Raw genomic sequence first — 19646 nt, 5'->3', positions numbered from 1 at the left:
AGCTCTCCCGGGAGCGGCCACCGGTTGGGGCTGACCGCCTGATGTCTGAGTTTGGATGAAAGGGTGGCGGGGTTAGTTACTTCCCGCCAGTTCCAGGCTGGCTGAGGCCGGCGCTCCGTCGCGCAGTAGGTCAAAGGTTGCAGTTGCAGCGCCTTTTTCCTGTAGCGCTTGTATGATTTCCGCCAGAGAGTCTGCTTCGGTCAGGCTGGTGCCTGTCGAGGTTTCGCGCAACACTACGTCACCGAGCCGAAGATCCGCGGATCCCTGATCAGTCTGCTGAATGACGGAGGTGACCCAGACGCCGTCTTGCATCCGTGCTTCGAAGTGCAGGCCACTGTTCAGGCCAATGCGGCGCACAACCGGAACCGCCAGGAGGCCCATCTCAAACTGCTTGGTTTCAGTGTCTTTGTAGCGGATAGAGGCGCGGGTGTAGCCGTCCGGGTCGATCTGCATCTCGGTCAGCAGCTGTGACGCAAACTGCGCGGCCGAGGACAGCGAGTGATTGTTGACTGTCAGGATTTCGACTCCCGGTGCAATCCAGCTGCCTGTCTTGCTGAGGTCAGTGTTTTCCCCGGTCCCGGTGATGGACACCACCTGCGCCTTGCGGACGGTGATTTCCTCGTACTCGAAAGGGATTGAGACATCCCAGAGTGCGTAGCTGACTTCATGGCCTGCAAAAGGCGCGGGCTCAGCTACTGCCGGTTCAGCTTGCGCGGTTGCGGTAACTTCTGCAGTTGCAGCACCCTCTTCTGCGACTGTTGCAGGCGCTGGCTCAACGGTCTGCGCTGCGGGTTTTGCAGGTGCCGGCTCATCGGTTTGCGATGCGGGTTCTGCCGGTGTCAGCTCAACGGTTTGCGCTGCGGGTTCTGAAAGTTCGGCGGGTACTGTCGCCTTTGGAGCTACAGCTTCGGTGCTGGCCGACGCAACTGTCGCGCTGTCTGCTGTTTCTCTCTTCGCTGGATCCGGTTCCGCAGCTGCTGGGGCCGCGTCCGCAAGAGCCGCAGTTTCAACCGCCGAAGGGAGCTGTTCAGCCGCCGCATTTGTCTGGGGGTTGCCAAAGTAGATATAGCCGCCTGCACCCAAACTTGCCAGAATAGCCAGAGCAGAGACCGAGGGCAGACGGCGGCGCTTCTTTTCCTCATGGGGGACGGGTGCTGCAATCTTTTCGGGCGCTTTCTCCGGCTGCTGCTCTGCGGCTGTCTTTCTGTCCAGTATCGCCAACCATTCCTCAGCGGACTGCAGGCGCATGGAGGGCTTGGTGTTCATCGCAATGTCAATGGCTTCCAAGAAGCCTTCGGGGTAGCCGTCAACTGAACCGGCCAAGGGCACATAGGGGTCGCTGCGTTGTTCCGCGATGGCGACCAGGCGGGCCTGGCTATTCACAGGCGCTTCACCCTTGATCACATGGTAAAGGGAGGCCGCCAGCGCATAGAGGTCACTCCACGGGCCCTGATTGCTACCGGCAATATAGAATTCCTGCGGTGAGTAGCCGTCCTTGACCACCCGCAGCGCGGAATGCTTGCGACCGTCATTGCTTGTGTCTTCGCGGGCGGCACCAAAATCGATCAACACCGGCTCGCCCTCGGCGGTCAGCAGGATATTGTCCGGGGAAATGTCGCGGTGCAGCAGTTTGGCACCATGTACATACCCGATGGCGTCCAACAGTTTGCAGGTCATGCTGGTGATCCGCTCTGGTGTCAGAACGGCTTTCTCATCATCAATGATGTCCTGCAGGTCGCGGCCGTCAACAAAGTCGATCGCCATATAGGCGGTGTCGTTGTCCTCGAACACCTGATGAACGCCGACGATGTTCGGGTGCTTCAGCTTGGACAGGCTTTGGGCTTCTCGGATGAAGTGGCGGATAATCGACTTCAACTCGCCCTGATGCGCCCGGGACCTGGCGCTGACCAGGGCGTTTGTCCGGCGGCAAAAGGCATCCGCAAAACATTCCTTGATCACCACTGTCCGGTCCAGGCTGTCCTTGGCAAGATAAGTAATGCCAAAACCGCCATTGTTCAGAAAGCGTGTGATTGTGTACTGGCCATGAAGGAGAGTCGTGCCCGGCTGCAGATCATCCTGTTGATCCGCGTCAACTGAAGTCTCAACAAGCGAATTGAGTGCCATTTTGTTGTTCCCGTCTCAATGTTGTCTGGCCGCCGCGTCTGCCGCTGCCCGGTTTGTGCGTTAATTCTTTGTTAATTTGATCTGTTGAGAAACCGGCAACAATAAGGCGCAAAGAGGGAATATTGGCGAAACGGGATTTTTCGAATTTCTTAAACGGACAGGGAAACCTGAGGTTTGCAAAAAACTGATTAAATCATACATGCTTTCAATATCTTATCGAGGAGACCAGCTTTTGACCATTGCGTCACATTGACGGTTAATGTGTTCCCGAACCCAGCAGCGGAGCAGTTAGGACATGTGTTTTGGGGCCTGAATCGGGCGCAATTTGACGCAGAAACAGCTCGCTGCCATTCTATCTGAATCGTAAGCGATGCATGAAATCAGCGCTTTTAGTTAACGCAACCGCAACAATATCCGGCTGGCGTTAGTCCCATTACGTGTTGGGCTGCACCCGCTAGGGGAGCACTTGATCAGCGCCATAACAAAGCCCGAACGCGTGCTGTCACTTGAATGCCTGACGCTATTTGACAGATTGAACCATGAGGCTCAGTGTGCGGGCAGCAGGATGCCGTCGAAGAAGGCTGACAGCGCGTCTGTCGCACCCAGTGGCAGGACATTTGCAATATACTGATCCGGGCGCACGACAATCATGCACCCCTGATCCCTGTCGATGCCGCGCATCTCGTAGATGTCACCGCACCCCTTATGATCGAGACAGAAAACCTTTTCAAAGTCGATGAGCCCGAGTTTGCCGGTTTTGGGTTTCAGCAGTGACGGTATATTGCCATAGTCCACCAGGTCAAAGGTGCGCGGGAAGACTGCGCGCAGGTCGATCACCGCGTCGATGTCCTCTTCGGTGCGGGTATGCTTTACAACGGGCGAGTTTGCGTCCTTTTCCAACCAGTCGGCCAGATTTCGCAGGTCGGTATCATCCTTGCCAGCAAAGGCATAGATGCGCCAGCGACCGTCGGCCTCGGCAATATGTCCCAGCTGCATTTGTTTGGCGTCGCTCACGCGTACAACTGGAGCCGAATGAAAACGGCGGCCAATCTCTTCTCCGCGCGCAAGGGCTTGGTGCTTTGGCGAAGCAATCAAATTGCTCTCGCCATATTGCACTGCCAATCCGCCTGTGAAATCCAGGTTTTCTTTGAACAGGCGCATGAAGCGCGGTTCGTCGCCTTTGTCGAGATCCGAGGAGCCTGGAGGGGCGGACATGATACGTGCCCATTCATGGTCGGTTTCGATCAGCCGTTTGGCTTCTGCCCGACGCTCGGTCGAGTAGCTGCGCAAAAGGCTTGCGTGGGCACGCCCCTGCAGCACATGCGCCAGTTTCCAGCCTAGGTTGAATGTGTCCTGCATAGAGACATTCATGCCCTGCCCGGCCTTCGGGCTGTGGGTGTGACAGGCGTCACCAGCGGTAAAGACACGCGGATTGCGGTCCTCGCTTTCGTCGGCATCGTCGAAACGATCTGTCAGTCGGTGCCCGATTTCATAGATCGACCACCAAACAACCTCTTTTACGTCGATCGTATATGGGTTCATGATCCGGTTGGCTGCTGCAATCATGTCTTCCTGGGTAAAGCCGCGTTCAGCAACCCGCTCACCTTCCTTGAGTTTGTCGAGTTCGACATACATGCGAAACAGGTAGCCCCCTTCGCGCGGAAGGATCAGGATGTTGCCCTCCTTGGCCGAAGTGATCAGGCATTTCTGCCGCACATCAGGGAAATCGGTATTGGCCAGAATGTCCATCACCCCCCAGGCCTGATGAGCGGCATCGCCTTCCAGCTTGCCACCGATTGCCTGTCGCACTTTGGACCGGGCGCCGTCGCAACCGACCACATATTTGGCGCGGATCGCTGTGGTTTCTCCCCAATTCACGCCGGTATCTTCCAATATCACGGTTACCGGATAGTCGTGGTTGGCCTGATCCACGGTCAGCTCTTTCAGGGCGAGGTTATAGTCAGGTGCAAGACGCGTTGGTGCGTTTTCCATAACCTCAAGGAACAGCTGGTGCATGCGGCCCTGGTTGATCAGAACATGTGGCATTTCCGAACTGTCATCGGTCACGTCCTGCACCCGACCGATGCGTTTGATGTTTTCGGGCCGGTCAGGGTCGGGCATCCAGAAGGTGGTCTGGTTGACCCAATAGGTTTCGCGCTTCACTTTGTCAGCGAAGCCGAAGGCCTGGAACATCTCCATCGTGCGCGTGTTGATGCCGTCGGCTTTTCCTTTGACGATATTGCAGGGGCTGGCTTCCACAATCATGGTGTCGATCTCCGGAAACTGCGCCAGTTGCGCAGCCAGACACAGGCCCGCCGGGCCAGTGCCGACGATCAACACGTCGACTTGCTCGGGGAGTGGCGCATTCAGATGCCGATCCCGCCGGTTCGGCGCGGCGTTCTTGATGTCAGGGTTCCCCCCGCGAAATCCATCTTTGTAGAACTGCATTGCATATCTCCCATGTTTCGCCGCGCATAAAAGTAATACCTATACGTATTACTTTGCGTCAATAAAAATGTGTATACAGTTTAACCTCTGGAACCTATTGTTATTCATGAATTTATTGTGCGAAAGAACGAAACAGAGGCCAAATATGAACATTACCAAGATGGCTGGGCATTTGATTAGGCGTATGAATCAGGTCTCAACACATGTCTTCACAAGGCGCATTCAGGAAGTTGGTATTGATCTCACGCCGGTTCAGTTTGCAGCGTTGGATGCAATTTCGGCCCATCCGGGGATCGACCAGGCGGGTGTCGCGGCCAAGATCGCATATGACAGGGCCACGATTGGTGGGGTCATCGACCGGCTTGAGCAGAAAGGCTATGTGGTTCGGACTGTGTGCAAACATGATCGCCGCGCGCGGGAGGTTCGGCTCACCCAGAAAGGACAGGACATGTATGGTGAAATCCTGCCCGTGGTCACGGCGCTGCAAGACGAAATTCTGTCAGGGCTTGATGCTGGAGAGCGGGTCAGGTTTCTGGAACTTGCTCATAAAGCCATTGGAACCTTGAGCGATCCGAAGATGTCGGACACCCCCTGACCCAGAGGCAGAGCGCCTTGCCACGCAAGACCCGTAACGTGTGGGAACTGCGTGACACACTCTTTTTGTTTTCGATGCGTTCTTTGGCGTTCCGAAACCTCGAAAAAGAGGTTTGTTTTAGGACGCGGGGATCAAAAGCCCTCTGGATCTGGCAAACCCAACGCACGGTGGCACGCCGTTAGTGTATTGGACAAAAGGCAGGCAATTGTCATAGGGCCTACGCCACCGGGAACGGGGGTGATGGCGCCTGCAACCTCTGCACAGCTTGGGAAATGGCAATCCCCGACCAGTTTTGATTTGCCCTCGCCCCTGTCCGGCGCTGGAACCCGATTGATGCCCACGTCAATAACGGTTGCGCCAGGTTTGATCCAATCTCCGGGAACCATCTCTGGTCGCCCCACTGCGGCAACCACAATGTCGGCACGTCGCACGGTTTCTGCAATATTGCGGGTACGGGAATGGGCAATTGTGACCGAACAGCTGTCGCCCAGCAAAAGCTGAGCCATGGGTTTTCCAACGATATTGGACCGCCCCACAACCACTGCGTCCAACCCGGAGAGCGATCCCAGATGCTCACGCAGCATCAACAGGCAGCCCAAAGGCGTGCAGGGAACCAAGCTCTTTTGTCCGGTTCCCAAGAGACCCACGTTTGAAATGTGAAACCCATCCACATCCTTGGCAGGATCAATCGCATTGATCACCAGATCCGAGTTCAGATGATCCGGCAATGGGAGCTGCACCAGGATGCCATGCACCTTTGGGTCCTGATTGAGCTTTGCGATCAGAGCCAACAGATCGCCTTCGGTTGTGGTGGCATCCAACCGGTGCTCAAAGCTAGCCATGCCAACCTCGACCGTCTGTTTGCCTTTGGACCGGACGTAAACTTGGCTGGCAGGGTCTTCACCCACCAAAACCACTGCCAAACCGGGGGTAACCCCATGTTCGGTCTGCAGGGACTGCACATAACCCGCAACTTGTCCCCGGATTTTTGCGGCAAAAGCCTTCCCATCGATGAGCGTTGCACTCATGCGTTTCTCCTTCCAGATTTTTGGTTGGCCACATTCTTGGTTGGTTGAGGCTGCCCGCTTAGAACAGCCCCTCGACCAGACCATCCGCATTCAGATGAATGGCCTCGGCAGACGGCTGTCTGGGCAGGCCGGGCATAGTCATGATGGATCCGCAGATGGCGACAATGAAACCGGCACCTGCGCTCAACCTCACTTCACGCACCGGAATGTCAAAACCGGTTGGAGCCCCCCGTTGACTGGGATCGGTTGAGAACGAATACTGCGTCTTTGCCATGCAAACCGGTAAATGCCCGTATCCCTGATCTTCCCACAGGGTCAGTTGGTCCTTTACCTTCTTGTCCAGAACGGCCCCGTTTGCGCGGTAGATCTGCTTGCAAATGGTGTCAATTTTCCGCGCCAGTGGCATATCGTCGGGATAAAGTGTCTGGAACTGGCTTGCACCGGCCTCGATCACCTCAACCACTTTTTCAGCCAGCGGCGCAGAGCCTTCCGACCCCAGTTCCCAATGGCGAGACAACACCGCTTCGGCCCCTTGGCCCGCGACATAGTCTTTGACCGCCTGAACCTCGGCCTCGGTATCGGTCACAAAATGGTTGATCGCTACCACCACAGGAACACCAAAAGATTTGACGTTTTCGATATGGCGACCGAGATTGGCGCAGCCTGCCTGTACAGCCGCTACATTTTCAGTGCCCAGATCCGCCTTGGCGACACCACCGTTCATCTTCATGGCCCGCACCGTTGCCACAACCACAACAGCCGAAGGTGCAATCCCTGCCTTGCGGCATTTGATATTCATGAATTTTTCGGCCCCAAGATCAGCGCCAAAGCCCGCTTCGGTCACCACATAATCCGCAAGTTTCAGCGCGGTCTTGGTTGCGATGACCGAATTGCAGCCATGGGCGATATTTGCAAAAGGGCCGCCATGTACAAAGGCCGGGTTGTTCTCGAGCGTTTGCACCAGATTGGGTTGCATCGCGTCTTTCAGAAGAACGGTCATTGCTCCGTCGGCCTTGATGTCCCGGCAATAGACTGGCGAACGGTCCCTGCGATAAGCTACGATCATATCGCCAAGACGCTTTTGCAGGTCCTCCAGATCCGTTGCGAGACACAGGATTGCCATCACCTCGGACGCCACAGTAATGTCAAACCCGCCTTCCCTCGGGAAGCCATTGGCCACCCCACCAAGGCTGAGCGTTACATTCCGCAGCGCTCGGTCGTTCATGTCGACAACCCGACGCCAGGTCACCCGACGCAGATCAATGTCCAGTTCGTTGCCCCAGTAGATATGATTGTCGATCATCGCAGCCAACAGCGAATGGGCCGAGGTGATGGCATGGAAGTCACCCGTAAAATGCAGGTTCATCTCTTCCATGGGCACAACCTGAGCATAACCACCACCGGCGGCGCCGCCCTTCATGCCGAAATTCGGACCCAACGATGCTTCGCGAATACAGATCATCGCGTTTTTACCAATCCGGTTCAGCCCGTCGCCCAAACCCACAGTGGTGGTTGTCTTGCCCTCGCCCGCCGGGGTTGGGTTGATCGCGGTAACCAGGATCAACTTGCCATCAGGTCGGTCAGCGAGTCCGTTGATGAAACTTTGACCCACCTTTGCCTTGTCATGGCCATAGGGCAGAAGATCCGCAACCGGAATGCCAAGGCGTTCCCCGATTTCCTGGATCGGCTTCTTCTGCGCTTCGCGGGCGATTTCAATGTCCGATTTGTAGGACATGGTATTCCCTCCCTCTGTTCAATCGTCTTTTTCTTGCCAGCGGGTCGCTGACAAAATTGGCCAGATCAAAGGCCGGGATACATGGGGAAACGGGCGCAAAGCTCGGCGACTTCGGCCTTCACCTTGGCCTCGATGGCATAGTTGCCGTCTTCACCATTTTCGGCCAACCCGTCGACCACTTCGTTGATCCAGCGGCCAATCTGGCGGAACTCGGCTTCGCCAAATCCGCGGGTGGTCCCGGCCGGTGATCCCAAACGGATACCAGAGGTCACGGTTGGCTTTTCCGGATCAAAGGGAACGCCGTTTTTGTTGCAGGTGATATGTGCGCGGCCAAGCGCTTTTTCGGTGGCGTTTCCTTTCACGCCCTTTGGCCGTAGATCCAACAGGACCACATGGGTGTCGGTCCCATGGGTCACCGTGTCCAGCCCGCCTTTCATCAGCTCATCCGCCAAAGCCTGAGCGTTGGAAATGACGTTTTGAGCATAGGTCTTGAACGAGGGTTGCAGGGCCTCGCCAAAGGCAACCGCCTTGGCTGCGATCACATGCATCAATGGTCCACCTTGAATGCCGGGAAAGATGGAAGAGTTGAACTTTTTCGCCAGCGCTTCATCATTGGTCAAGATCATGCCACCACGAGGTCCACGTAGGGTTTTGTGGGTTGTAGTGGTGACAACATGGGCATGCGGAAACGGCGAAGGGTGTTCGCCAGCGGCCACCAGACCGGCAAAATGCGCCATATCAACCATCAGATAGGCCCCGACACGATCCGCAATCTCACGCATTTTGGCGAAATCGATCCGTCTGGGAATGGCTGAACCGCCCGCAATGATCAACTGGGGCTTATGCTCCTCGGCCAGCTGGGCAACCTGTTCATAGTCCAAAAGGTTATTCAGCTTCCGCACGCCATATTGAACCGCATTGAACCATTTGCCCGATTGATTGGGGCGCGCACCGTGGGTCAAATGTCCTCCCGCGTCCAAGCTCATCCCCAAAATCGTATCGCCGGGTTTCAACAAGGCCTGAAACACACCTTGGTTGGCCTGGCTGCCGGAATTTGGCTGAACATTGGCGAACGCGCAGCCAAACAACTGACAGGCCCGCTCAATCGCCAGGTTTTCGGCGACATCGACATATTGGCACCCACCATAGTAGCGCCGACCAGGATAACCTTCGGCATATTTGTTTGTCATGACAGAGCCTTGGGCAGCCAACACGGCCCGGGACACGATGTTTTCTGACGCGATCAGCTCGATCTCGTCGCGTTGACGTCCCAGCTCATCGCCAATTGCCGCAAAGATTGCCGGATCAGACTCAGCCAATGAAGCCGTGAAGAAACTGGCTTGGGGGTCGTGTTTGTTCATGTTTTCCTCCATGTATTTTGGGGCGGACCTTGGTGTTAGCCGGTCCAGCCCAGAGCCGCTGAGATCGAATTGATCGATTGCAAGAGCGGCACAGAAACGGGATCCGCGCTTTTGCCGCGCGACATCCTCAACAGCGAAATCTGAAGCGCGTTGATCCGGTCCAGATCACTGCGACGTGCATCAAACCGGGCACAGAATTCGGGTGCGCCAACGCCAATCGGATGGCCTGTCAGCAGCGTTACCTCATCGCAGGTGGTCTCATATTCCCGTCGGATCTTGTCAAAGATCTGTTGCCCCACCCGCGTGTCGACCACCAAGGACGCATAGGCTTTGGCGATTTCCATATCTGCCTGATAAAGCGTCTTTTCGATTTCAGTAATTGCCAGTTGAAACAGGGGCGAACTTGCAAACATGGCCTCCAGAACCTCGGCTCCGGCTTGCCCGCGGAACCGGCGAAACGCGGACAGGGCAGAACCGACACCATACCATCCGGTAATCAGGTGGCGGTTTTGAGACCAGGCAAAGACCCAAGGGATCGCGCGCAGATCGTCCAGGCTGGCCGCCCCAAAACGACGCGCAGGGCGGGATCCGATTTTGAGGTTAGCCAGTTCCTCCACCGGGCTTGCCTCTTGAAAGTAGGACACAAACCCCGGTGTTTGCAGCAGCGATGCATAGGTCGTCTGAGAGAGCGCCGACAGGGTTTCAAAGGCATCTTCGAATTCTGTCGACGTCACCGAACGTTGTTCCATTGCGGCATGCGCCAATGCGCTGGCTGCAAGCCGTTCCAGATGTGTGGCAGCGGTCCCGCGATTTGCATAGCGCGCCGAGACGACCTCACCCTGTTCCGTGACCCGCATCTGGCCGCCAACTGTTCCCGGCGGCTGACATGCAATGGCGCGCCCTGTCGGAGCGCCGCCACGGCTGACCGATCCGCCTCGTCCATGGAAGAACACCGGGCGCAGATCCAGTTCGGCAAGAGTACGATGAATCTTGCGCTGCGCCTGATTCAGTTCCCAGATTGAGCACAGGAACCCACCGTCCTTGTTGCTGTCAGAATAACCCAGCATTATTTCGACACGACCCCGACGCGCGGCTTTGTTTCGACGTGTCAGACTTTGATCCAGATATTGCGCCAGGATCTGAGGGGCATTGCGCAAATCCTCGATTGTTTCGAGCAAAGGCACCACGGTCAGATCTGCGGCGTCGCGGCCGTCATTGGCATATTTTGCCAACAAATGAACCGCCAACAGGTCATCGGCTGACCGGGTCATCGACAGGATAAAAGGCCCCATCCGATCCGGGTCCGCCCCCTGCCGGTTTTCCTCCATCAGGCGCATCAGGGCCAAAAGCTCACGGGTGTCGTCCGAAAGGCGCTCCTCTTGCGGCAGGTGCAGCTTGGCCTCGGCCAGATCGCTGCGCAAACGCTGGGACCATTCTGCGCTGCCAAATACCGGGCAGCCACCCGTGCTTTGTGTCCAGATATCGGCCAGGACATCAGTTGTGACAGTGGAGTTCTGCCGCACATCCAACGTCATGGTTCGAAAGCCAAACACCGAAGCCTTCCAGCGCAGGGTGCGCACATAGCGGCGTGCCAATCCTTCGGCGTTGATTGCGCACAGCGCGCCGTCCACAATGTCCAGATCCCGCAGGAAATCGGACAATTGGGTGTATTCTTCTTCTGCAACCCGTCTGCGGATCGCGGATAAGGCACGTCGAAACAGCTCGTTCGGGTTGCGGGCCTGCGTGTCCGCACCACCGGCAATAGGTTCCAACGCCTGAACCTGCTGAACGGGCAAGTCCACAATCAGATCGCTGATGCTCAGCCGGGCGGCTGCCTGATCAAGACCTTCCACATAAAGGGCTTTTGCAGTATCCGCATTGCGTTCCAATGCGGTCCGGGTGCGGTCAACGGTTACATTCGGGTTGCCGTCACGGTCGCCTCCTATCCAACTGTGAAAGCGTAGGAAGGGTTTGATCTCCGCTTTGCCACCATGGTCCTGAGCTGCGCGTTCATAGCTTTCGATGACCTGAGGAACTGCGTCAAACAGACCGTCACGAAAGAATTGCAGACCCCATTCGATCTCATCCTCGATTGTGGGGCGCGCCAAACGCAATTCGCCCGTCATCCACAACAGATCGATTTCACCTTCGATCTCATCCAGGATCGCCTGTCGTTCCCGCGGGGTCCAGCGCTCTGTCTCAAGCCGTGTTAACGCGCGATAGATGCGGCGGTGAATCTCCAACACCGTGACCCGCTTTGCTTCGGTGGGATGCGCTGTCAGCGTCGGCCCGATGGACAGATCCCGACCCGCCTCTGCCAGAAGGGAGCCGTATTTTTCGAAGATTTCTGCAAAGCTCCCCGAAAGTGCAGCCGGGCCTGCTTCGGTTTCCGTCTGTCGCCGGTCGCGGATCGCGACGTTTTCATCCACGATCCGCGACAATTGAAACCGGATCGTTAAGGCCTGAAGAAAGGGGACAGCTTCACGCCCCTCAGGGATCGGAGCGCACTGCGGCGCTTCGGCCCAACGCGCCACATGGGGGGCGCGTCGCTGGATCACCTTGTACCACAGCTCAGCAACATCCTGGCGCAACTCGTCAGAATAATCCTGGCCATAGGAGGCGATTGGTTTCACGGTGTTCAACATGGTTAGATCACGCGATCACGTGGTTCGCGCCCTGCAAAAAAGTCTTCGAGATTATCAAGAACCCGGAAGCCCATGGCCTCTCGGGCCTCACGCGTGGCAGACCCCAGATGTGGCAAGGTCACCAGATTGTCGCATTGCAAGAGGTCCGGATTGATCCTCGGCTCCCCGTCATAGACATCCAGAGCGGCCCCACCGATTGTATTGAACATCAGGCCCTGGATCAGCGCTGCCTCATCAATCACCTCACCCCGTGCGGTATTGATCAGGAAAGCACCAGGGCGCATCAGATCCATACGGGCTGAATTTATCAGATGCCGATTTGCTGCGCCGCCAGGACAATGGAGCGAGACAAAATCACAGTGCGGCAGAAGATCGTCGACTGTTCCGACCTGCTCTGCCCGGCATTCTGCCAGCACTTTTGGATCCACGGCGCTGCGGTTCTGAACGAGAATCTTCATCCCGAACCCATGATGCGCACGTTTGGCCATTTCCTGACCAATCCGCCCATATCCGATGATGCCAAGGGTTTTGCCTGAAACCTTGGTGCCCACCAGATGCGTGGGCCGCCAGCCGGTCCACCGGCCTTCGCGCACCTCACGTTCGCCTTCACCGGCGCGACGGGCCACCATCAACAAAAGCGTCATCGCGATGTCAGCCGTGCATTCCGACAAGACATCGGGCGTATTGGTCACGGTCAGCCCCAGACTGCGCGCCGAGGACTCGCAAATATGACTGTAGCCGACACCGTAGTTGCCCAGAATTTTGGTCTGCGGGGCCGAAACATCCAATGCTTCGGGCCCGATGGCATCCGTCACCGTTGGCAGAACCGCATCAAAACGGGCCACGGCATCACGGATTTCTGCAGGGCGCAGTGGTGTATCACCCGTGTTGAGCGTCAGCTCATAGCGTTCGGCCAGTTGCGCCTCGACCGCTGGCGGCCAACGGCGTGTTACAAATACTGAAGGTTTAGCCATTTCATGACGCCTTTCCCATCACATCCGCAATCGTCTGGCCGATCAGGGATGGGTTTTCTGCCACATGCACTCCGGCTGCGGACAGGATCTCAACCTTTTCGGACGCGCTTTCGCCAAAGGCCGAGATAATCGCCCCCGCATGCCCCATGGTCCGCCCTTTGGGTGCGGTCAGACCCGCAACATAGGCCACCACCGGTTTGCTGATGTGATCCTTGATATACTGTGCCGCTTCCGCTTCCTGGGGGCCGCCGATCTCACCAATCATGGCAATCACTTCAGTGTCTTCATCCTGTTCAAAAAGCTGCAGAATGTCTTTGAATGAGGATCCGTTGATCGGATCGCCGCCAATCCCGACAGAGGTTGAAACACCTATTCCCAGTTCTTTTAACTGCGATGCGGCCTCATACCCCAAGGTACCGGAACGGCCGATAATGCCAACTGTGCCCTTCAGGTAGATATGGTCGGGCATAATTCCCAAAAGCGCCTTGCCCGGGCTGATCGTGCCTGCGCAGTTCGGTCCTGTCAGAACCATCCGGCGTTCGCGGGGGTAACGCATCATATAGCGCTTTACCGCAATCATGTCCTGCGCGGGGATACCGTCAGTGATACAGACACAGTACCGAATGCCACCGTCCGCAGCCTCCATAATACTGTCCGCTGCAAAGGGCGGGGGTACAAAGACCAGACTTGCTTCTGCTCCGGTTGCGGCCACGGCGTCCTTTACGGTGTCATAAACCGGTACGCCTTCGACTTCATCTCCGCCGCGTCCCGGCACCACACCGGCGACGACCTTGGTTCCGTAATCCAACATCTCGCGGGTGTGAAACCGAGCCATCTTGCCGGTGATGCCCTGCACGATAACCTTGGTGTCTTCGTTCAACAGAATGCTCATGATACAACCCTCACGTTTACGCCCTGGGCTTGGTCATTTTTCCACGAGGTCACAGCGCGTTCCGCCGCCTCGCTCAATGTGGTGGCACGGATGATCGGCAGCCCGGATTGGGCAAGGATCTTTTGTCCCTCGGCCACGTTGGTACCGGCCAAACGCACGACCACCGGGACGTCCACGGGCTGCTCTTTCAGAACCTGAACGACACCCTGTGCCACCCAATCACACCGGTTGATCCCGGCGAAGATATTGACCAGAACCGCCTGTACCTTTTTGTCTGACATCACCAGACGGAAGGCTTTGGCCACGCGCTCGGGAGAGGCTCCCCCACCGATATCGAGGAAATTCGCAGGCTCCCCTCCGGCCAGTTTGATGGTATCCATCGTGGCCATAGCAAGACCTGCCCCATTCACGATGCAGCCGATATTGCCATCCAGCCCGACATAGGACAGTCCGCGATCTGCTGCCCGGCTTTCGCGCGGGTCTTCCTGGCTTTTGTCGCGCAGCTCAGAGATCTGAGGATGACGGAACAAAGCATTGTCATCAAAGGTGATTTTGGCATCCACAGCCAGCGCGCGACCATCGCCGGTAATAACAAGCGGGTTGATCTCGACCATCGTTGCGTCAAGCTCGGTAAAGGCGCGGTAGCAGCCCAGAAGCGTGCGTACGATCTGCTGTGTCAACTCCGGTTCAATGCCAAGGGTAAAGGCGATCTCCCGCGCTTGGAATTCCCGCAACCCCACCGCTGGTTCGACGGTTGAGCGTACGATACTGTCGGGGCGTTCGGCCGAGATATCCTCGATCTCCATCCCACCTTCGCGGGAGGCAACAATCATGACCCGTTGGCTGGAGCGGTCCAGTACAAAACCCAAATAGATCTCTCGGTCGATCTGCAAGGCGGATTCGACGTAAACGCGATAGACGCCTTTGCCTTCGGGGCCGGTCTGGTGAGTCACCAGCTTGTGGCCAAACATCTCTTCGCAGACTTCCTGAATCTCCTGATCACTGGAACAGACTTTCACGCCGCCCGCTTTACCGCGGCCGCCGGCATGCACCTGCGCTTTGACCACCCATTTATTTCCACCCAGCTCACGCGCCCTATAGGCCGCTTGTTCAGGGCTATAGGCCAACGCCCCCTGGGGTACCTCCACGCCAAATTTCGACAGGACTTCCTTGGCCTGATACTCATGAATATCCATTTTCTTCCTCCTCCCCTTTATGCCTGGCTATTGTGCTGCAATCGCCTGAGCAAAATGGTCTTCCAAAGCAGCGTCCAACGCGCCCTGATCCACGTCCAAACCAGCCTTGCGCAAGACAGCGGCAAAACGGTTTGCGATGTCTGTGATATGCGCGGCGCTCAGCAGGTTCAGGATGCCGATGCGGATCTGCACCGGCTCTGACAATGTGGGCCAGATACCAAAATTCTCCGCCCGGCAGGTCTGCACGATCTCCATTTCGCGCCCCGCCAATGCGGGCGGCAGGTTCAGCACAACAAGCGACGTCATATTTGACGTGATGTCGCAGCCCATAACCTCCAATGCTTTGCGCAACCCGGCTTCGTGGAAACGATAGCTTTCGGCACGTTTGGCAACAGTGTCTTGCAATGCGATCCGCAATGCCTCGTGAAAGGCGGCCACGGCATAGGCTGAATGGGTCCGGTGATAGGTTCCCTTTTCTACATCCTGACCGTCGATAATCCCCCAATGGCGCGCTTCCATGATCGCGTGATGGGCAAAGCTGCGGGTCCCCGTGGCCTTGAGCGAGTCAATATAGCGATCCGAAAGCGACACGGGCGCATAGGTCAGCGGCAAGCAGCAGATGCCTTTTTGCGGACAGGAGGCCCAGCCGACGATGCCTGGATAGTCATCAATCGAAAAGTCCTCGACCCCGAGTGATGAGACCGCATCAACAAGCCCCATCGCACCATGCGCTTCACAGGAACGGGACAAGGCCTCGACATCATTGATCCGCCCGGAACCGGTCTCCCAATGCGCCATTACTGCCCATTTCGGCTTGTGCTCGGACAAGGCGCTTTCGATCACATCAGCCGTAACCGATTGGCCATGCGGGACATTGATTGTCACAACGCTTTCTGCCTGGGGATCTGTGGAGTTCGCGGCCAGCTCAGCTGCCGTTGCGGCCTTCATCCGCACGGTCAACCCGTCAATGCCGGAGAAGGTACCATTGACGAAAACAACCACTTTGTCACCGGCCTGAATAGCGTTGAGCAGCACATCAAGCCCGCTCCAACCGGTTCCGGCCACACCAAACGTATGGATATTCTGGGTTCCCATGATCGCACGCAACATCTGTTTGCACTCGATCATGCCTTGCAAAACGCTGGGGTGCATATGGTCCGCAATCCCAGCACTAGAGAACGCGTGAAGCACCCTCTTGTCTGTGTTTCCGGGGCCCGGACCCGCGGCTATAGTTTCGGGAATTGAAAGCGGTGGAAATACATTGGCGACCATAAAGCTGCCTCCCTCTTCAGCCAAATTATCGGATTTGACTAGAGAAGCGGCGTTTTGAGAATCGCGCAACCTACGATACTCCTGCTTTTGGGCATCCATTTGGGTGGGGGATCGCCCACCCGTTTGGGTAAGTATCCCGGTGTATACCGCATATGACCCTACCTATATGGGTAGGTTTCTGTGATTTATGGCTTGTTGACAGGGGGTTAACGAAAATGGACAAACCGATTGGGATCATTCTAGCCGACAGCAACCCGCTGGTTCTGTCCGCCATGTCTGAGATTTTTGAAAAGGATCCGCGCTTCTCGGTCCTGGCCACCAGCGCTACGGCCGAGGGGTTTCTCTCTGCCTTCCTGCGCATGCCCGCAGAGGTCGGCGTGGTCGAATGGAACTTGCCCGCGTTGGGTGCCGCCAAGCTGGTGGATGTTCTGCGCGAACAGGAAGCCGCGCCCAGACTGGTGGTGTTTGATGATCACACTGGCGACTACCCTCGCCTTGCGATGGCCGCTGGTGCGGCCGGCTTTGCGCCGCGCTCGGGTGAGGTGAACGGGCTTTTGACCACCTGCATCGATGTTCATGCGGGCAAGATGGTTTTCCCTTTTGTCGACATCCGCGACCTGCAAACCGACCCGATCCAATCGCTGTCTCGAAAGGAGCGCGTGATCCTTGAAGCGTTGTCCAAAGGGCTCACCAATCGGGAGCTCTCCAAGGAGCTGGGGATATCCACCAACACGGTGAAATTTCACCTCTCGAATCTCTTCGAAAAACTGTCGGTTCGAAACCGTGCCCAAGCCATCGCGTTTTACTATGCGTCACGCCTGCCGCTGGAGCGCAAAACGAACCGATAGATCGCGCAATTTTCAGTCTTTTGCATACCGTAGTGCGCAATAAAATTTCTTGACTTTTGAAGAATCTCTTCCCCTGTCTGGGGGCGAGTGGCAGCCCGATCTGGGCGCCACAAGACCCTCAAAACTCATCTGCAGGAGGAGCAATCAATATGAGTTTTCACGTCATCGAACAGGCCCCCGGTCGTCTGAATCGCAGCGAGCTGGCCGTTCCCGGATCGCAACCTCAAATGTTTGAAAAAGCAGCACAATCTGATGTCGATGTTATTTTTCTTGACCTTGAGGACTCTGTTGCGCCGGATGAAAAAGAACAGGCGCGCAAGAACATCATCGAAGGGCTGAACACCATCGACTGGAACACAAAAACCATGTCGATCCGGATCAACGGTTTGGACACGCATTACATGTATCGCGATGTGGTTGACGTCCTTGAACAAGCGGGAGAACGGCTGGATCTGATAATGATCCCGAAGGTTGGAACGGCCGCTGATGTCTATGCCGTGGACATGCTGGCGACACAGGTTGAAGACGCGACCGGACTGACCTCGCGGGTGGGGTTTGAGCACATCATTGAAACCGCTTTGGGCATGCAGAATGTCAGCGAAATTGCAGCCGCCTCCAAGCGCAATGAAAGCCTGCATTTCGGGGTCGCGGACTATGCCGCGTCCATGCGCGCACGGACCACTGTCATCGGGGGTGTAAACCAGCATTACTCAGTTCTCACGGATCCAGATGCCACAGGTGCGCGTGAGGTACATTGGGGGGATATGTGGCACTCTGCTTTGGCCATGATGGTGGTTGCGGCCAGGGCAAATGGCTTGCGTCCAATCGACGGTCCTTTTGGTGATTTTTCCGACCCTGACGGCTATCGCGCAGCGGCCCATCGGGCGGCTGTTCTGGGGTGCGAGGGCAAGTGGGCCATTCACCCCTCGCAGGTGGCATTGGCCAATGAAGTCATGAGCCCCTCGGACGAGGAAATCACCAAGGCAAACCGCATCCTAAAAGCCATGGCAGAGGCCGAAGCGGCCGGCAAAGGCGCTGTGTCTCTGGACGGCCGTCTGATCGATTATGCCTCTATCCGCCAAGCCGAAGTCCTGGTGGAAAAAGCCAAACAGATTTCGGGCGCATAAAAACATCCACGCCCCTGAGCCATCTGTGTTTCAGGGGCGTGCCAGCGTGGCGGGAGACCCTTCAAGGGTCAGAATCCGGTCCGCCAGATACTCTGCTTCGGTCCGGGCATGGGTGACAAACACGGTAGAAGGCCGCACTTCGGCGATCAGCCCCTGTGTCAGATCCATCATGTCTTCCGCCATGTCCTGATCCAACGAGACAAAGGGTTCATCCAGTATCAGCACCTCAGGGCGTCCGACAAAGGCCCTGGCCAGCGCCAGTCTCCGCTGCTGCCCCAGGGACAATTGCCCAGGAAACCGCGCGCCTTTTCCCGCCAGCCCAACCCGTTCGAGCATCGCCAGCAACTGCTGCTGTGGCACATTTGGGTGGACCAGTCGCAGATTGTCCAAAGCAGAGCGCCAGGGCAGCAGGGTTGGCTCCTGAAACACGACCGCAAGGTTGTCAGGGCGCCGGACTGCCCCGTCAAAGGTCCCGTCAATCCCCGCAATGATCCGCAGCAAAGTGCTCTTCCCGACGCCGGAGGGCCCAAGAATTGCAACTGTCTCCCCATCCGCGACGTCAAACGTCAGCTGCGACAAAACCGGCGTCGCTCCATAGGATTTGGACTTTATGTCAACTGCGATCATGCGCTGCGCCACCGCCGGACCCGGCGCTCAAACGGTTGCAAGCACAGCCATTCCACGGCCAGCATAACCGCAATAAAGCTGAGCGCGTAAACCAGCACCATCGCCACATCAAATAACTGGAAATAAAGGTGAATTTGGAAGCCAATGCCAGACGATCGACCCAGAAATTCCACCACCAGAACGATCTTCCAGATCACCGCAATCCCGGTACGGGCCGACCCGGCGATATAGGGGGCCAGCTGGGGCAACATCACATGACGTATTCGCGTTCCCAAAGGCATCCGATAGACCCGCGCCATGGCGTCAATTTGCGGATCCAGCGCACGCGCGCCTTCGCGGATGACGGTGGCCACATTGGGGATCTTGTTCAAAGTTACGGCCAAAATTGCGGCTGTCTCTGTCAGGCCAATCCAGAGGTAACACAGGACGATCAGCACCAGCGCCGGAAGGTTCAGAAAGATTACAAGCCAGGGATCCAGCCAGCGATTGATATGCTCATACCGCCCCATTATCACACCCAGCGTAGTGCCAACAAACATCGCAAGCCCAAAGGCCCAGACAACCCGGACCAACGTTGCCAGCAGATGTGTGACCAACTCACCCGAGGCGAGTTCTTGTTGCCACAAAGGGATCAACGCCCAAGGTTGCGGCAGCACTTGCGGATCTCCCCCAAAATACGCCGCCACAATCCAAAGCATCAACAACCCAAACACCGATAAAACCGGCACATACCGCTGGGCAGCGCCGGTTTCCCTTTGGCCTTTGGTGTTCTGC

At 56.8% G+C, this 19646-nt stretch carries 15 protein-coding genes; 3 read left to right on the top strand and 12 right to left on the bottom strand.

Annotated features, from left to right (window positions below; all coding sequences use genetic code 11):
* Positions 1–72 precede the first annotated feature (72 nt).
* Entirely contained in the window at positions 73–2124 is a 2052-nt protein-coding gene (locus ACXAEW_RS21680; protein ID WP_474943418.1) for a serine/threonine protein kinase, read from the bottom strand.
* 546 nt (positions 2125–2670) lie between these two features.
* The gene (locus ACXAEW_RS21675; protein WP_474943417.1) at positions 2671–4572 is read right to left on the bottom strand and encodes an FAD-dependent monooxygenase; all 1902 of its coding nucleotides are present in this window, start codon (positions 4570–4572) and stop codon (positions 2671–2673) included.
* A 145-nt stretch (positions 4573–4717) separates the two neighbouring features.
* Between ACXAEW_RS21675 and ACXAEW_RS21670 the strand changes: the two genes are divergently transcribed.
* Positions 4718–5167, top strand: a complete 450-nt coding sequence (locus tag ACXAEW_RS21670; protein WP_474943416.1) for a MarR family winged helix-turn-helix transcriptional regulator — start codon at positions 4718–4720, stop codon at positions 5165–5167.
* Positions 5168–5298: 131 nt separating this feature from the next.
* On the opposite strand, the gene folD is transcribed toward ACXAEW_RS21670, so the two are convergent.
* The 8 genes from folD to ACXAEW_RS21630 form a co-directional block, all read right to left on the bottom strand.
* Positions 5299–6195: a bifunctional methylenetetrahydrofolate dehydrogenase/methenyltetrahydrofolate cyclohydrolase FolD gene (gene folD, locus ACXAEW_RS21665; protein ID WP_474943415.1), complete on the bottom strand. Its 897-nt coding sequence runs from the start codon at positions 6193–6195 to the stop codon at positions 5299–5301.
* A 58-nt stretch (positions 6196–6253) separates the two neighbouring features.
* Positions 6254–7930, bottom strand: coding sequence for a formate--tetrahydrofolate ligase (locus tag ACXAEW_RS21660; RefSeq protein WP_474943414.1), 1677 nt, complete (start codon positions 7928–7930; stop codon positions 6254–6256).
* A 65-nt stretch (positions 7931–7995) separates the two neighbouring features.
* Complete coding sequence (gene glyA, locus ACXAEW_RS21655; RefSeq protein ID WP_474943413.1) at positions 7996–9291, bottom strand: serine hydroxymethyltransferase; 1296 nt, start codon at positions 9289–9291, stop codon at positions 7996–7998.
* 35 nt (positions 9292–9326) lie between these two features.
* A complete protein-coding gene (locus ACXAEW_RS21650; protein WP_474943412.1) occupies positions 9327–11936 on the bottom strand; it encodes a phosphoenolpyruvate carboxylase in 2610 nt (869 codons plus the stop codon).
* Between the two features lie 2 nt (positions 11937–11938).
* A complete protein-coding gene (locus tag ACXAEW_RS21645; protein ID WP_474943411.1) occupies positions 11939–12910 on the bottom strand; it encodes a 2-hydroxyacid dehydrogenase in 972 nt (323 codons plus the stop codon).
* Position 12911: 1 nt separating this feature from the next.
* Positions 12912–13802 (bottom strand): succinate--CoA ligase subunit alpha, encoded by an 891-nt coding sequence (sucD, locus tag ACXAEW_RS21640; RefSeq protein ID WP_474943410.1) that lies wholly within the window; start codon positions 13800–13802, stop codon positions 12912–12914.
* Entirely contained in the window at positions 13799–14998 is a 1200-nt protein-coding gene (locus ACXAEW_RS21635; RefSeq protein WP_474943409.1) for a malate--CoA ligase subunit beta, read from the bottom strand. Before ACXAEW_RS21635 ends, sucD begins: the two co-directional genes overlap by 4 nt.
* A 27-nt stretch (positions 14999–15025) precedes the next feature.
* Positions 15026–16270 carry an aminotransferase class V-fold PLP-dependent enzyme gene (locus tag ACXAEW_RS21630; RefSeq protein WP_474943451.1) on the bottom strand — a complete coding sequence of 415 codons (1245 nt, stop codon included), beginning with the start codon at positions 16268–16270 and terminating at the stop codon, positions 15026–15028.
* A 215-nt stretch (positions 16271–16485) separates the two neighbouring features.
* Between ACXAEW_RS21630 and ACXAEW_RS21625 the strand changes: the two genes are divergently transcribed.
* Entirely contained in the window at positions 16486–17118 is a 633-nt protein-coding gene (locus tag ACXAEW_RS21625; RefSeq protein ID WP_474943408.1) for a response regulator transcription factor, read from the top strand.
* Positions 17119–17267: 149 nt separating this feature from the next.
* Positions 17268–18245, top strand: coding sequence for an HpcH/HpaI aldolase/citrate lyase family protein (locus ACXAEW_RS21620; RefSeq protein ID WP_474943407.1), 978 nt, complete (start codon positions 17268–17270; stop codon positions 18243–18245).
* A 30-nt stretch (positions 18246–18275) separates the two neighbouring features.
* Here ACXAEW_RS21620 and ACXAEW_RS21615 read toward each other — a convergent pair whose 3' ends face one another.
* Both ACXAEW_RS21615 and ACXAEW_RS21610 read right to left on the bottom strand, forming a co-directional pair.
* Entirely contained in the window at positions 18276–18872 is a 597-nt protein-coding gene (locus ACXAEW_RS21615) for an ABC transporter ATP-binding protein (protein WP_474943406.1), read from the bottom strand.
* The gene (locus tag ACXAEW_RS21610; protein WP_474943450.1) at positions 18869–19570 is read right to left on the bottom strand and encodes an ABC transporter permease; all 702 of its coding nucleotides are present in this window, start codon (positions 19568–19570) and stop codon (positions 18869–18871) included. Before ACXAEW_RS21610 ends, ACXAEW_RS21615 begins: the two co-directional genes overlap by 4 nt.
* Between the last annotated feature and the right edge of the window lie 76 nt (positions 19571–19646).

Source organism: Epibacterium sp. ABZ3_068 (assembly GCF_056159265.1).
This window is presented reverse-complemented; position numbering and strand designations above follow the sequence as displayed.

What these genes read in the sequence shown, in the direction of transcription:
- ACXAEW_RS21680 (WP_474943418.1), bottom strand. Translation starts at nt 2,124, where the DNA reads ATGGCACTCAATTCGCTTGTTGAGACTTCAGTTGACGCGGATCAACAG.
- ACXAEW_RS21675 (WP_474943417.1), bottom strand. Translation starts at nt 4,572, where the DNA reads ATGCAGTTCTACAAAGATGGATTTCGCGGGGGGAACCCTGACATCAAG.
- ACXAEW_RS21670 (WP_474943416.1), top strand. Translation starts at nt 4,718, where the DNA reads ATGAACATTACCAAGATGGCTGGGCATTTGATTAGGCGTATGAATCAG.
- folD (WP_474943415.1), bottom strand. Translation starts at nt 6,195, where the DNA reads ATGAGTGCAACGCTCATCGATGGGAAGGCTTTTGCCGCAAAAATCCGG.
- ACXAEW_RS21660 (WP_474943414.1), bottom strand. Translation starts at nt 7,930, where the DNA reads ATGTCCTACAAATCGGACATTGAAATCGCCCGCGAAGCGCAGAAGAAG.
- glyA (WP_474943413.1), bottom strand. Translation starts at nt 9,291, where the DNA reads ATGAACAAACACGACCCCCAAGCCAGTTTCTTCACGGCTTCATTGGCT.
- ACXAEW_RS21650 (WP_474943412.1), bottom strand. Translation starts at nt 11,936, where the DNA reads ATGTTGAACACCGTGAAACCAATCGCCTCCTATGGCCAGGATTATTCT.
- ACXAEW_RS21645 (WP_474943411.1), bottom strand. Translation starts at nt 12,910, where the DNA reads ATGGCTAAACCTTCAGTATTTGTAACACGCCGTTGGCCGCCAGCGGTC.
- sucD (WP_474943410.1), bottom strand. Translation starts at nt 13,802, where the DNA reads ATGAGCATTCTGTTGAACGAAGACACCAAGGTTATCGTGCAGGGCATC.
- ACXAEW_RS21635 (WP_474943409.1), bottom strand. Translation starts at nt 14,998, where the DNA reads ATGGATATTCATGAGTATCAGGCCAAGGAAGTCCTGTCGAAATTTGGC.
- ACXAEW_RS21630 (WP_474943451.1), bottom strand. Translation starts at nt 16,270, where the DNA reads ATGGTCGCCAATGTATTTCCACCGCTTTCAATTCCCGAAACTATAGCC.
- ACXAEW_RS21625 (WP_474943408.1), top strand. Translation starts at nt 16,486, where the DNA reads ATGGACAAACCGATTGGGATCATTCTAGCCGACAGCAACCCGCTGGTT.
- ACXAEW_RS21620 (WP_474943407.1), top strand. Translation starts at nt 17,268, where the DNA reads ATGAGTTTTCACGTCATCGAACAGGCCCCCGGTCGTCTGAATCGCAGC.
- ACXAEW_RS21615 (WP_474943406.1), bottom strand. Translation starts at nt 18,872, where the DNA reads ATGATCGCAGTTGACATAAAGTCCAAATCCTATGGAGCGACGCCGGTT.
- ACXAEW_RS21610 (WP_474943450.1), bottom strand. Translation starts at nt 19,570, where the DNA reads ATGCTTTGGATTGTGGCGGCGTATTTTGGGGGAGATCCGCAAGTGCTG.